The 11951-nt window shown below is 55.3% G+C and carries 10 protein-coding genes and 2 pseudogenes; 9 read left to right on the top strand and 3 right to left on the bottom strand.

Annotation, left to right across the window (positions count from 1 at the left end; all coding sequences use genetic code 11):
* The first annotated feature begins 94 nt into the window (after positions 1-94).
* Positions 95-2443, top strand: coding sequence for an Eco57I restriction-modification methylase domain-containing protein (locus EPL01_RS21180; protein WP_246045828.1), 2349 nt, complete (start codon positions 95-97; stop codon positions 2441-2443).
* Positions 2444-2492: 49 nt separating this feature from the next.
* Here the strand turns inward: EPL01_RS21180 and EPL01_RS21175 are convergent, their stop codons facing one another.
* The gene (locus tag EPL01_RS21175; protein ID WP_135827270.1) at positions 2493-3164 is read right to left on the bottom strand and encodes a site-specific integrase; all 672 of its coding nucleotides are present in this window, start codon (positions 3162-3164) and stop codon (positions 2493-2495) included.
* 1050 nt (positions 3165-4214) lie between these two features.
* Between EPL01_RS21175 and EPL01_RS21165 the strand changes: the two genes are divergently transcribed.
* The 6 genes from EPL01_RS21165 (at position 4215) to EPL01_RS21140 (ending at position 10302) form a co-directional block, all read left to right on the top strand.
* On the top strand, positions 4215-5111 hold the full coding sequence (locus EPL01_RS21165) for a DNA-binding protein (RefSeq protein WP_135827269.1): 897 nt from the start codon (positions 4215-4217) through the stop codon (positions 5109-5111).
* 215 nt (positions 5112-5326) lie between these two features.
* A complete protein-coding gene (locus EPL01_RS21160; RefSeq protein WP_135827268.1) occupies positions 5327-6280 on the top strand; it encodes a transcription initiation factor IIB in 954 nt (317 codons plus the stop codon).
* 6 nt (positions 6281-6286) lie between these two features.
* Positions 6287-6670: a hypothetical protein gene (locus tag EPL01_RS21155; RefSeq protein ID WP_135827267.1), complete on the top strand. Its 384-nt coding sequence runs from the start codon at positions 6287-6289 to the stop codon at positions 6668-6670.
* Positions 6671-6850: 180 nt separating this feature from the next.
* A complete protein-coding gene (locus tag EPL01_RS21150) occupies positions 6851-7387 on the top strand; it encodes a DUF7995 family protein (protein ID WP_135827266.1) in 537 nt (178 codons plus the stop codon).
* 58 nt (positions 7388-7445) lie between these two features.
* Positions 7446-8174 (top strand): DUF7504 family protein, encoded by a 729-nt coding sequence (locus tag EPL01_RS21145; protein WP_135827265.1) that lies wholly within the window; start codon positions 7446-7448, stop codon positions 8172-8174.
* 25 nt (positions 8175-8199) lie between these two features.
* Positions 8200-10302, top strand: a complete 2103-nt coding sequence (locus tag EPL01_RS21140) for a hypothetical protein (protein ID WP_135827264.1) — start codon at positions 8200-8202, stop codon at positions 10300-10302.
* Here EPL01_RS21140 and EPL01_RS22755 read toward each other — a convergent pair.
* On the bottom strand, positions 10299-10442 hold the full coding sequence (locus EPL01_RS22755; RefSeq protein ID WP_420028560.1) for a DUF7503 family protein: 144 nt from the start codon (positions 10440-10442) through the stop codon (positions 10299-10301). The genes EPL01_RS21140 and EPL01_RS22755 overlap by 4 nt on opposite strands.
* A gap of 239 nt (positions 10443-10681) precedes the next feature.
* On the opposite strand from EPL01_RS22755, the pseudogene EPL01_RS22305 reads away from it, so the two are divergent.
* Together EPL01_RS22305 and EPL01_RS21130 are read left to right on the top strand one after the other, a co-directional pair.
* Positions 10682-10822 (top strand): annotated as a pseudogene (locus EPL01_RS22305) (transcription initiation factor IIB family protein); the annotation flags it as partial.
* 100 nt (positions 10823-10922) lie between these two features.
* Entirely contained in the window at positions 10923-11813 is an 891-nt protein-coding gene (locus EPL01_RS21130) for a biosurfactant protein 1 (protein ID WP_135827263.1), read from the top strand.
* Positions 11814-11832: 19 nt separating this feature from the next.
* Here EPL01_RS21130 and EPL01_RS21125 read toward each other — a convergent pair.
* A pseudogene (locus tag EPL01_RS21125) lies at positions 11833-11951 on the bottom strand (IS1595 family transposase); the annotation flags it as partial.

Genomic DNA, 11951 nt, shown 5'->3' with positions numbered 1-11951 from the left:
AATCCAATTGTTGAATAGAGTGTAAGAAACAGCTCGTATTTCACCAATATTCGTAGATTAAGTCGAAAACAGCCAATAGCGAACCGCTCAGTTGATGCAATGCATTGAGTATTTCCAGCGGCTCGAAACTGAAGGGCAAGGATGGGAGTTGGAGAGTCGTAGTCGTGAAGAATTGGAGAGCATCGAAGAAGGGCACGGGGGAATGTCACTTTTCGCAAAGAGATCTATCATCCTTAATAATCTCTATGGGGTCGATATTGAGGACGGAGCAGTTGAGATCTGCAAACTACGCTTGTGGCTGTCGATGGTCGCTGATATCGAGGACGAACCAAACGAGGTCGAACCACTCCCGAATATTGATTTCAACATCCGTCAGGGTAACTCACTGATCGGGTTCACTGAGCTCCAAGAAGTCGCACGGGAGGATGCCGGCGATGCGTCACTCTCGAACTGGGGTGTCGGAACTGCAGTCAAAGACCTCTATGAGGATGTGATCCGGGAACAGGACCGCCATCGAGCTGCGGATTCAGCCCGTGAAGCGCAGAATGCTCGTAAAATGGCTGAGCGAAAAATCGACACCCATAGTGAGGAGCTTAACGAGAAGATCCGCGATCAGTTCAACGAACTTGTCGACGAGGATGTTTCTCTTGAGGAATTAGAGGAGTTCTCACCGTTTCATTGGGTGATCGAGTTCGCGACAGTCTATCGCGAAGGCGGCTTTGATGTCATCATTGGAAACCCACCGTGGGATGAGCTGAAGCCATACCGGACGGACTTCTTCCCAAAGTACGATACTGAGTTTCGTAGCCGCCCGCCAAGTGAAAAGGACAAGAAGGTAGAGGAGCTCTTAGAGATCCCTGAAATCGCTGCCGAATGGGAGAAGTTCCAGCGCGACAAGGAACGGCAAGCGACCTATATCAACAAGAGTGGAGAATATCAGTACCAGACGCCAAGCGTGGAAGGACAACAGGTTGCCCGAACGAACGACCTATCTCTACTGTTTTTCGAGCGAGTCTATGATATCGTCAGAGATGGTGGTTACGTTTCTCAGCTACTTCCTGGTCCGTTCTTTAACGCCGCAGCTGGGAAGGATTTACGAGTACACTCTTTAGAAGAGTCTGAGATTCAGAGCATCATCGGATTTGAAAACAGAGGCATTTTCTCCGACATAGATACTAGGTACAACTTCGGTATCGTTACACTCCGAACAGAGGGAAGTACTGATACTGTCCACGGAATCTTTCATCAGACTTCTGTTGACGCTCTTCGGTCGATTGACGATGTAGCTCTAGAAATTCCAGCGCGCATCCTCAAAAAGTATTCTCCCGGAGCGCGAATTTTCCCCAATATTGAGGACCAACAGGAGGTCTCAGTGCTGGATAAAATTCTCCAGACACCACCATTGGCGACTGAAATTGAAGATGCTTGGCGTACGGTCCTGTACAAGGAGCTGGATCGGGGACGAGATCGGGATAGATTCATCGAAGACGAATCCAAAGGGGATTATCCAGTCTATCAAGGAAAGAATATCCACCAATTCTGTTATGAGCCGACCTACGTCAACGATCTTGAACCAATCTCTTTGTGGAGTGTCGGTGAGGATAACGAGGAACTGAGCGCGAAGCGTCGCGTTCGAGAGAAGAACTTCCGTGCTCGGGACGATGCGATCAGCCTTAAGAAGGCTATCTACAACAAGTTCGCTGATGACCCTGAGTTCAGCCATCTCCCGTCAAGTTCCCAGAAGCGTTTCGTCAATCGGTTGCTAACAGAGGAATTCGACCGCCCCGAACTTTCTTTGGAGGACATCCGTCTCCATAGTTCCGAGTACCGGCTTGTACTTCGTGAGGTCGCTCGTGCAACCGACGAACGGACGCTCATTGCGGCTGTAATCCCACCGGGTGGTGTCGTCGTCCATACGCTGTACACGGTTCGGCCATTCGAAGCAAACCCTACCAAGGACGATCTTTCGGAATTCCCGATGCACAGTGCTTACGACCGTGTTTTCTCTGATAAGGAGCTTTTCGTCGCACTTGGGCTGATCAACAGTATCCCGTTCGATTTCTTGATGCGGACAAAGGTCGATTCCCACGCCTCAAAGTACAAGTTTGAGGAGTCACAGGCTCCTCGTCTCACTGACGGCGACGACTGGTTCCACTATATCGCTGATCGAGCGGCGAAGCTCAACTGTTATGGTGAGGAGTTTGCTGAGATGCGTGAGCGACTCGGCGGAATTGAGCCGGCGACGGATATGGAGACTCGGCGTGAACTACAAGCCGAAGTCGATGCGGCCGTGTTCCACGCATATGGGCTGGATGAGGAGGAAATGCAGTTCGTTCTTGATGACTTTCATCGGGTATCGAATCCTCGAATTATGACAGAAGCGTACTTCGAAAAGGTTGCTGAAAAATACGCTCATCTTGGGGACGTAGGGCCGATGGAATAACTACTGAATTAGCGCTACGCCTGATTTCCGTTCATCAGTGGGTCCAGCTTTACTGATGAATACTATCCAGCGCTCGCCGGGTCATCGCTCCATCGACATTCAGATATTGACGTGCAGTCGTGATGTCCTCCCAACCGAACATTGCTCGGAGTGCAGGGAGATCCAAGCCTCTTCCTGCATGGTACGACGCTGCTGTGGCACGTAGTCCGTGTAACGAGGTTGCGTCGTTGGACAGTTCGGGAGACAGTTCAAGGGCCGTTTCCAGACGTCGCTGTAAGGTCGAGAACGAGTATGGCCAACCGCCATGTTCGTCAAGTAGTAATTCGATCGCGATTCGGACTCGATACGAAAAATGGTACGGTACTGTTCGAGACGCGGCCTCTGTTTTCGGGAGCCAATAGCGATCTGCAAAGCTTTGGAAGTCCTTCTGGGGATTGTGGTCCATTCGTTGTTTCACCGCTTGCCGACAGTAGCCGCAGATACCGCCGTCACGTCCCTTTGTACAATCTTCTTGTTTGGGAATTTGAATCATCTGACGCTCTAGGTCAATCCACGATGTAGACAGGTGCGTCGTTTCTCCTGGCCGAAGTCCCAGGCGTCCCCCGAGGAGGATAGCCGCTCGTGTCTCAAGACGTCTTTGCGTATCTGATATCCGCCCAGCTCCTTCTAACAATAGTTCAAACTCGCGTTCGCTAAGAGCCCTTTCTCGTGTTGCTTCCATACCTGTCTCTGTCTGTCGATACAAAGATAATCCGTATCTTCTCCGAATGTCAAGGGTTATAAAACAACATACCTCTTCCTGATTTCAAGCAATTTCGGGCATACAAATACCTGAGGATGAAATCCAGCAAATCGAACAGGGGCAGGTAACCCTCCTGAGCGAAGGAAAACTGACCACAGATGATTCTGGATTTGAGGCCGTGTGTGAAGCACTTGACGGGCGAGTCAAGGTGCATGGCCCAATAAAGAAGATCGTCGTCGTAAGCCTGGAGGACGAGCCCGACGTTGTCGAATGTAGTGGCATATTTCAATTCCTTCTGGACCTATGAGACTCTACAGGATCGACGAATCGAGCTCCTGCTGGATATTCTGACGACGCTTGGATTCGATTCGTTTGAGGACGAGTTCGGGAGTGAATCCGATCAAGATGAAGTACGCCAAGAAATTCGAGAGAAGACTGACCAAAAGTTTGAGAAACGTCTGTCTGTCCGCTCTCTCTAATCTCTCTGAGAAGACACGGTTTTGGGAGCAATAGTAGAAGTTCTCATTCTTGAGTCCGCCAGGAGGTCAGCTATGTAAACGGGCGACAAGGCCGGTTGAGTGGGTGTCCTTCGTTACGGCCCGCCCCGCTCGCCGCTTACCGGCTTCCGGTGAGCAAGCTCACCGACGTCTCGTTCGCTTCGCTCACGAGACCGCCGTATCGCTCGCGACCGACCATTCCGGGCATGCGGGCGCTCTCCACACCGCGAGCGCCCGGTCCGGGCTAAAGTGAATCTGGTCTCGACGCCAGCGGGTATCCGCCGGGGGTTGCGCGCCGTGGGTGCTCACCCCGCGACGCATACTCCGCTGGACGCTCGCGGCGGCCGAGACGGCGCGCGGTGCTGGATAACTCACCGTCATGGGTGCGCTCTCGCTCGCGCCCCAAGGGGGCGCGCGAAGGCGCGAGCGAGAGCGCAGATGGGTCTGTTGGTTGTAGCTGTCGAGGAAATCCGCGATGTAGTAGCATCGCGGTGTCGGACGCGTGAGCGCCTTCAGGAACCTGTGAGTTCCAATGTCTAGTAACAACGCAAGCGGCAAGGTCGTTTCGGTCGATGAACAGGCACTCGAACAGGCGGACGAAGCGGAAGTCGATGCGGATGGCTTCAAGGTTGTCGAGGAGACGCCCGAACTCAGAGCGACGGTCGAGCAGGAAATCCAAGCAAAGGTGGATGCGAACCACCCAGACGGAATCAAGCAGACGAACAACGAACGAATTCAAGGTGCGACCCTCGAACAGGAAGAGCGCATTCGGGCGCGGGAAGCAGAACTGGAGCGCATTAGCGTCCGGGCCGAAGTCAGTCGGCAGGATGGTCGGGCAGAGCGGGCGCGAGACATCGCGGCAGAGCGGAGCAAGGAGCGGCGTCGAGAGTTCCAGAAGCGGGCGGCGAGCATAGACCCGTTGGCGGACCCAGATCGGCCGGACCCACGCGAGGAGCTATCCCAAGGCGAGCTAGCGAGCGTGAATGAGCAGACGAAGCGATTAAGCGAGAAGTTGGATGGGTGGACGAGAGCGGCGATTAGTCGGCGATTGGCCGAACGCGTGGTCGAAGGAGCAAGCATAATGAGTGCAGTCGTCGGCGTCCACGAAGAGCTGCAGACGGCCCCAGGGCAGGTGATTCCGATCGGGAAGCTAGAGGACGTGAATCGCAAGGAGGTGAGCATCTCCGGGCGTATCGACACATTATGGGAGCCATCGCATCCAAGCATCGCACAAGTCGGACTCATCGAGGACGAAAGCGGGCGAACCAGAGTCACGGTCTGGAAAAACTCGCGAGCGCCGTGGATGGAAGAAGGCGAGCAAGTGTGCATCCGTGGAGCGGCCCGGAACTGGTACGAAGGACGTGTCTCCCTCGCTGTGACCGGGTGGACGACCATCCAGTTCCCTGAGCGCGGTCACTGGTGGGAATAGCCCGAGCAATCCCCTTTTTTTGCTGGTCCGTGGCGGTCACCGCCACCTCCCACCACCTCCACGGTCCGGGCCGCTCACGGCCCACGTGCCGTTCGCGGCCGGGCTTTCGCCACAGCGGTCACCTCAGTCGTTGCCCCACCGCGACGTGTTTATTTTGCCCTCAATTGGTGAGGGCCTCTTCGAGAGACCAATCCACGGAGTCCCTCGTGAGTATCATGGCAACGAGCGAGATCTACGAGACGGCGTTCGACGAGGACGTACAGAACGATACAACGAATCGATGCCCAGAGTGTGACGGACGGGTCGCCACGAACGTCGCAGAGACCGTCTGTGAGGAGTGTGGACTAGTCCTCGAAGACGAACGTATCGACCACGGGCCGGAGTGGCGGTCGTTCAGTGACGACGAACAGAACCGAGAGCGTACAGGTGCGCCGCTGACGGCGATGCACCACGACCGCGGCCTCTCAACTGAAATCGGCAAGAAAGTTGAGACGACGAGTGGACAGTTCGCGGGCCGGAAGCGCCGTCGATTCGCGCGGATGCGTCGTGAACACAAACGCAGTCGGTTTCAGTCGAAAGCCGAGCGGATTCTCGCACATGGACTCGGTGAAATCCATCGACTGACTAGTGCACTCGGGCTCTCGAAAACACTCGGCGAACAGGCGTGTTCGCTGTTCCGGAGCGCACAGAACGAGGACATCCTATGTGGACGGTCGGTCGAAGCGATGGCGGCTGCGAGCGTCCACGGCGCGTGTCGATGCCTTGGTCTTTCCAGGACGCTTGACGAAGTAGCGAACGTTGCGCGCGTCAACCAGTCGAGAGTACATACTTCCTATCAGGCGATAAACGTGGAACTCGGGCTTCCGACGAAACCCGTCAAGCCGACTGCGTTCGTGCCGCGACTTGCCTCGGCGCTTGAGGTGACTGATTCGATACGCCAGCGGGCACGAGCACTCGCAAGGGCGGCACAAGAAGCAGATATCACGGTCGGGGTCCAGCCGTCTGGGTTCGCGGCGGCCTGCCTCTACAAAGCGTGTCACGAACACGGCTGGTTGGTCAGCCAGCGGGATGTCGCAGAGGTAGCTGACATTAGTCCGCGGACGATACGGACACATCGGGACGCGCTCGATGAACTGGGCGTGAATCCGGCTTCTGAGACAAAATCATAGCAACCAATGGCAACGCTTCAAGCGGCAACAACATCGAACGGTGCAGTTGTAACGGACCCCGAGCGCGTTCGTAGGCTCTGCGAGTCGTACTGTTTCGGGACGCTCAAGTGGGATGTGGACGACGACGGTCGATTCTCGTTGTGGGGATACAACGCGTTCGAGGTCTACGAACAGCGTGAGAATGGCCTTCCAGATTACGAGGGTGGCGAGCGGACTGAAGAATTTCTACGAGAACTCGCGTCGTATATCGCTACGGGTGAGACCCTCGACATCCAGACGGCAGGATTTACGAAGTGTCGCTTCCCCGTCCTTGCGTCTCGGTACGTCGTCCGACGTGGTGAGGTGCTGTATGCAGATCTCGATGGACTCGAACCGGTTTCGGAGAATTAATAGCGAGACTCGTGTGCCCGGATGCTATCAGAATTCTGTCTCTACTTTCCGTACATCTGCAAGTAGCGAATTCCATGTCGAGCCGACGTAATTTGTCGTGCGCCAGCAGGGGCGCTGGTGCACGTCGGAGTCCCGAGCGCGTTCGGACTGTGAGGACGGTGCGTCGGCGAGGTAATCCAGATGCACCAGCTAATCTACGCACTTGTCGAAGCATCGAGCGAAGACCAAGCACTCGCGGCCGCGAAGACGACGTTCGACGGACTCGTCGGTGCAAGCCCAACCGACGGTGCCGTCTTCGACTATTACGTAACGTTCGACGACGACAGTTCGACTGTTGCAGGCAAAGCACGCTGGGGCGAGCGCCCTGTAGCAGCACCCGTCGATTCTGTGGACGGAACAGAACTAGTCGAATCTGGTTGGGAAGCGACCGTCGAAGAGTTCGAGCACAACCTCGACCGAGTGCGCGACGCACTCGGGGAACTCGATACGGAAGCGATAATGCAGAATAAGAACTTCGTTCGGAAGGCGTGCTACGACCTCGGTGCGTATCGCGGCCCGCTAGTATTCCTCTACGAGGAGTCCGGTACGGGGATTCGTCACCGAGACCAACTCGATCGCGTCCTTGACAGCGACGAGCAGGTGTGGGTCGTGCCTGTGGACGTTCATACTGAGTCTTTGAGTGGTCGCAAGAATCAGCTACTAATTCGTTACTTCTGAGCTGTTAGAAACCAGTAGTATTAAGTTTAATTTCTATAATATAAGATATAGAACAGAGATGTCGGTACGGAATGCTGATGGACTTTCTTTTCGCGGTGGGCTAGCCCCCGAGACTGAAGAGTTCGACGTGGACGAAATGCGGGCAAAACTCAGCAAACTCAAACAGTCCGGCAGTACGCTCCTCGTCACCGGAGCGGTCGGCGAGCAGACCGCAGCGTACGCCACTAGCAATCTCTTCGGTGATCCGGAAGCCACCCCACCACGAAAGCGCGTCCTCGCGTTAACAGACGGTTCGCGTGCGCAGGCAGCGGCTCACTTCCAAGAGGCAGATCCACAGGCGGCGTCACGTAACTGGATTATCGACCTCGACGGACACGAACGGAGTGTTCCGGCCTCAGCGGCCCCGAAGATTGCAACGGCCAGCCAAGACACAGACGCAGTCAAAGGACTCCGGTCGGAGTTGCAGCATGCTATCGAGTGGTTCGGCGACGGCGACCTCAAACCGGCCCAACTGCGAGTTGGCATCAACTCAATCAGCCACCTGCTCGAAAAACACAGTTTCTCAGAAGTTGAGCGACTGATCGCCACCATCAGTGCGAGTGTGAAAGTCGATAACGGAATGTTCCACATTATTTATCAGCGTGACCCTGACGAAAACCGAGAAACAGTTAAAAAGCTGATGGCGCACTGTGACGCCGAAATCCAGCTTCGGAAACGGAACGGCAGCCCCGCGGAGCAACGCTGGCGAATTCCAAAAGTCGGATCGACACCCTGGACGCAGCTCTAAGTAGGATTCACGGATTCAATACAAAATGGAGCCTCGAATTACGACTCACGCTTCCCAAACGGGACTCGATATTTTCGACCCCATCGAACACGCACAGTTCGCTCTCTTTACACCGACAGCAGTTGACCCGACAACGTCGGACGTCGCTCTCTTTCCGGTTCCTATTACGACGGCGGTTCGTATCGAGACGACCGACATTGAGATTCCATCGTTGTCGAATATTTACGTTCGTTCGCCAACGGGAGACCTACTCGCCGAAACGAGTGGGCAGACGGATCGGTCGCTTCCACATGGTGAATACGTTCTAGAACTGACGACAGCACCCGTCAAGCTCTACCTTCGTGTCGAGAGTACCCTCGATATTGAGTACCGAGACGCGACGGTTCGGATCAGCTTCGGGACGACGCCGGTCTGTGTTCACGTCGGTGCGCGGTCGTTCCACGAGCAACCCGCAGGGACGATTACGGTCCCTGACGACCCGCGTGACTTGATGGACGCGGTATCGTTGTTCGGTTCCGCGTTGAAAGATACGACCTCAGAGCGGTCATTCCCGACGTTGCGTGGCCACCCGCCACTGCTCGAACGCGGTGAGACGTTCGACGCGCCAAGTGATATCAAGTCACCTGCAACGGGTGTCCGACTCGAATTGCCACCGGAGTACGGGTACGTCTATCCTGCGGTCTCGTTGGCGTACTATCTCGGTGCGGCTGTCGAACCGGCACAGACACCGCGACTCGTGACCACGGACGGATTTGAGTATCGACTTGACGGGCCACTCGGCTACGAGGAGGTGGTCAGCCGGACGTTACAGCAAGTGTTCTTCTTCGACTGTCTCACCCGGACAGAGGGGTTGTACGAGGTTGATCTACACGAGCGAAATCAGGTTGAGCCGCTCGTCGACCTTGACTTTGAGACGCTCTACGACCAGTCGCTTCCAGAGCAACTCGCGGCATATCTGTCCGTCCCGTTCTCCGTCGTCGAACCGTACCTCCCTCAGTGGATGTTGACGATGGATATCGTCCCCGAGTCGGACCACGCACCGATGCTTCCCTTCGCAGCAGCACAACTCGCATTCGTCCGGAGTCCGACCCCGGACGGGCACGACCCAGCACCAACACCGGACATGCTCACCGAGTTCACTCGCGGTACAGACGCTCGTACTGCAGGCGGCGTGCTAACCCGATCGGCTGGTAAACTACACGACAGCTCTGACGACGACATCTTTACACCGAAGGAGACGGACTCGCTTCGCCATGCGTGGGTCGGCGACGGATATCCGCTTGGTGCGACGAAGGCGACGAAAAAAGCGTACGAACGCCAACTCGAACAAGAAACGCCGGAGCAGTCCTCGATTACGATTCACGTCGTCTGTAATGACGCCCAAATGGAATCCGAGGGCGTCGTCGAAGAGTTCTACGGCGTCCGCGAACTCCTCGAGTTCGACGTAAACATTCACTACGGGCTGACGAGCGAGGAAGTACGTGAACTGCTAGAGATGTCCGTCGACTTCTTCCATTTCATCGGGCATGTTGACGCGAATGGTCTCCGGTGTCCAGATGGCCATCTCGATGCGCGGACACTTGACGACGTGAACGTGAAGGCGTTCCTGCTGAATGCCTGTCGCTCGTACGCACAGGGTGAGGCCCTCGTCAAAGCTGGCAGTCTCGGCGGTGTCGTCACGCTCTCAGAGATCACGAATAGCACGGGCACGCAAGTCGGATGCGCGCTGGCTAAGGCCCTCAATCGCGGCTATCCACTACAGGCCGCCGTCAATCTGGTACAGCGAGTCGTCGCAGGGTATTCGTACATGACGATTGGCGACGGAGGTCTAGCGCTCGTGCAGTCAAAAAGTGGCTGTTGCTTGCTCTCAGACGTAGCTAAGACAACGGAAGGGTGGCAACTGGACCTCTCGACAGTTCCGATGCGGGAGTTCAATATGGGCACCCTTTTCGACCCGACAGTCGGAGGAAGTTCGACGCAGTATCTCGCATCGGGACCGTTAGATTCGTTTGAAGTTACTGATGCAGAATTGGAGCGGCATTTTACTATTGACAATCATCCAGTCGTCTACGACGGCGACCTGTTCTGGAGCAACGAGATTACCGCGAAGGATCTTCGTGAGTCTTAGGGGCCAGCGGTAGCGGCACCGCCTGCTTCGGCTCGTCCTATCGTTTCCATAGCGAGTAGTGCGCTTGTAAACAGGAGCCCCATCAACCGCGGGTGTTCGTGAAGAAACGCTACTAGCTCGGTGGTTTCTGCCTCTGACATCGTTACACTACGATCTCACCCCTCAATAAAGTTGAAATTATATATTTACTTTTAATGTATGGGTTATAAATAGGGTAAGGGTTCCGGGAGCCAGTTTGAATCAGAAGAGAATAGAATATAAGTTTAGAACAGATTAGACGTTCGATTTCCACGAACATCGTCCTCTGTCTGGTCTCGTTTTTATTGCCTCGATAGGGCCAGAGGCGACGACTAATCGACACCCCGCCCGACCGATTCACAGAATCGACCACGGACCAGAGTGGCAGTCGTTCGAGGAAAATGAACGCAAACGTACCGGAGCACCACTGACGGCCACCCATCATGACCGCGGCCTCTCGGCCGAAATCGGGCGTGGGACCGACGTGAATGGGACTGAACTCGTTATGTAAATGCGCGTGTTCCCCTAATTCGCGGTTCTCAATAGGAGTTGACCAGGGGCGATCGTTTAAATACGAAGACGAGGCAGTACTACATTACTTGATGACTAAGCGGAACTCTAACTACGAAGAACTTCGGCCGGTCGGCGAAGCAACGCATGTTCCCGACGACAAACTCTCCAACAATAGCGACGAGGAGTCGAGCCAACAGCGACTAGATGCAGTCGCTACAAGATATCCAAATGAGACGATAGCAACGGAGAGCAAGTGTTCCTCCTGTGGAGCATCAATCCCTGCGAGGCGGACCAAATGTCGGTTCTGTCTCGTGAACCACCTCGATAGCTCTGACGCAGGACAGTCAAGTTCAGATACTGAGTGGATACTGCTTCACGTTGTTCATTTCGTCGTGGAAGCATCGACGTTTGACAGCGCCGTCGCGAAGGGGACTGCAGCCGCAGGGCTCCTCATGAAGGCCGACAGAGACTCCGCGGTTGACGACTGCCAACCAATCTCCGAGTTCAAGGAAGAGCCTGCATCACAACTTGCAGATAAGTGGCCTTCGCTTCCCGAAGCAGTACGGACTACGTCCAACTCGGGTAGACAGCTACTCAAGACTGCCCGTGAACGGACCGAGTGGCAGGACACAACGCAGTCCCGTCACGACGGCGAACATACGACGTTCCTCTACGACGAAAGCGGACGTGGGATTCAGAACAAAGACCATTTTGAGACTCTTCTTGAGGACGCAGACGACGTGTGGCTAGTCCCCGCAGTTGCACTCCAGCAATCTGTCGAAGAGACCATGGCTGACAGCCACCAACGCGAGCGACCAAACAGGAGGCACCTCAAGTGTCGTGAATGCGACCGCGATACGAGGCACCGATTCCTTGACTTCGAGACCGTCCCCGACGACGAATGGAGTGGTCAACCAATGTGGGAATGCGACATCTGCAGTACACCCCGATACGGACCGAACCCTGAAGCAGATCAATAGACGGATATCACTCTCGCTCTTATGTAGAATTGCGGAAAGCCCCGATAACGAGACAGTCAATGGTTGATGCGATGGATTCTCCAGATAGGTTGAGTGACCGAACGATGCCGAAGGTGTGAGCGGCCTGTTCCAAGCCGT

The sequence above is a fragment of the Halorussus ruber genome, from assembly GCF_004765785.1.
GTDB lineage: Archaea > Halobacteriota > Halobacteria > Halobacteriales > Haladaptataceae > Halorussus > Halorussus ruber.
The sequence above is the reverse complement of the archived record's forward strand: the minus strand, read 5'-3'. Positions and strand labels throughout refer to the sequence as shown.

What these genes read in the sequence shown, in the direction of transcription:
- EPL01_RS21140 (WP_135827264.1), top strand. Translation starts at nt 8,200, where the DNA reads ATGGAGCCTCGAATTACGACTCACGCTTCCCAAACGGGACTCGATATT.
- EPL01_RS21150 (WP_135827266.1), top strand. Translation starts at nt 6,851, where the DNA reads ATGCACCAGCTAATCTACGCACTTGTCGAAGCATCGAGCGAAGACCAA.
- EPL01_RS21155 (WP_135827267.1), top strand. Translation starts at nt 6,287, where the DNA reads ATGGCAACGCTTCAAGCGGCAACAACATCGAACGGTGCAGTTGTAACG.
- EPL01_RS21180 (WP_246045828.1), top strand. Translation starts at nt 95, where the DNA reads ATGCAATGCATTGAGTATTTCCAGCGGCTCGAAACTGAAGGGCAAGGA.
- EPL01_RS22755 (WP_420028560.1), bottom strand. Translation starts at nt 10,442, where the DNA reads ATGTCAGAGGCAGAAACCACCGAGCTAGTAGCGTTTCTTCACGAACAC.
- EPL01_RS21175 (WP_135827270.1), bottom strand. Translation starts at nt 3,164, where the DNA reads ATGGAAGCAACACGAGAAAGGGCTCTTAGCGAACGCGAGTTTGAACTA.
- EPL01_RS21130 (WP_135827263.1), top strand. Translation starts at nt 10,923, where the DNA reads ATGACTAAGCGGAACTCTAACTACGAAGAACTTCGGCCGGTCGGCGAA.
- EPL01_RS21160 (WP_135827268.1), top strand. Translation starts at nt 5,327, where the DNA reads ATGGCAACGAGCGAGATCTACGAGACGGCGTTCGACGAGGACGTACAG.
- EPL01_RS21145 (WP_135827265.1), top strand. Translation starts at nt 7,446, where the DNA reads ATGTCGGTACGGAATGCTGATGGACTTTCTTTTCGCGGTGGGCTAGCC.
- EPL01_RS21165 (WP_135827269.1), top strand. Translation starts at nt 4,215, where the DNA reads ATGTCTAGTAACAACGCAAGCGGCAAGGTCGTTTCGGTCGATGAACAG.